This window comes from Streptomyces sp. NPDC002825, assembly GCF_040295385.1.
GTDB lineage: Bacteria > Actinomycetota > Actinomycetes > Streptomycetales > Streptomycetaceae > Streptomyces.
Genome location: NZ_JBEOVH010000081.1, coordinates 1 through 1,073 on the forward strand (window position 1 = coordinate 1; position 1,073 = coordinate 1,073).

The following is a 1,073-nucleotide window of genomic DNA, read 5'->3' on the forward strand; positions in this document are numbered from 1 at the left end:
TACATGGCCTGGAGGAGGTCGGCCTGCTCGGTCTTGGTGGGCAGACCGGTGGACGGCCCGCCGCGCTGGATGTCGACGATCAGGAGCGGCAGCTCCAGGGAGACGGCGAGTCCGATGGTCTCGGACTTCAGCGCCACACCGGGGCCGGACGTCGTGGTGACGGCCAGCGAGCCGCCGAAGGCGGCGCCGAGGGCGGCGCCGATGCCGGCGATCTCGTCCTCGGCCTGGAAGGTCCGCACGCCGAAGTTCTTGTGCTTGCTGAGCTCGTGCAGGATGTCCGAGGCCGGGGTGATCGGGTACGAGCCGAGGTAGAGCGGCAGGTCCGCCTGCCTGCTCGCGGCGATCAGGCCGTACGACAGGGCCAGGTTCCCGGAGATGTTCCGGTACGTGCCGGTCGGGAAGGCCCGGGTCGCGGGGGCGACCTCGTAGGAGACCGCGAAGTCCTCGGTGGTCTCCCCGAAGTTCCAGCCGGCCCGGAAGGCGGCCACGTTGGCCTCGGCGATCTCGGGCTTCTTCGCGAACTTCTGGCGCAGGAAGCTCTCGGTGCCCTCGGTCGGCCGGTGGTACATCCAGGACAGCAGCCCGAGCGCGAACATGTTCTTGCTCCGCTCGGCCTCCTTCCGGGACAGCCCGAACTCCTTGAGGGCCTCCAGGGTGAGCGTCGTCAGCGGCACCGGGTGGACCCGGTAGCCGTCGAGCGAGCCGTCCTCCAGGGGCGAGGAGTCGTACCCGACCTTGGCCATGGCGCGCTTGGCGAACTCGTCGGTGTTGACGATGATCTCGCCGCCGCGCGGCACGTCCCCGATGTTCGCCCTGAGGGCGGCCGGGTTCATCGCGACCAGCACGTTCGGGGCGTCGCCCGGGGTCAGGATGTCGTGGTCGGCGAAGTGGAGCTGGAAGGACGAGACACCCGGCAGGGTCCCGGCAGGTGCCCGGATCTCGGCCGGGAAGTTCGGCAGCGTGGAGAGGTCGTTCCCGAAGGACGCCGTCTCCGAGGTGAAACGGTCACCCGTCAGCTGCATGCCGTCACCGGAGTCGCCCGCGAAACGGATGATCACCCGGTCGAGCCGGCG

The 1,073-nt window shown here is 69.8% G+C and carries 1 protein-coding gene; it reads right to left on the reverse strand.

What is annotated here, in order from left to right; genetic code table 11:
* On the reverse strand, nucleotides 1-1,073 hold a 1,073-nt coding region (locus ABT041_RS38960; RefSeq protein ID WP_351193896.1), incomplete at both ends, for a 2-oxoacid:acceptor oxidoreductase family protein.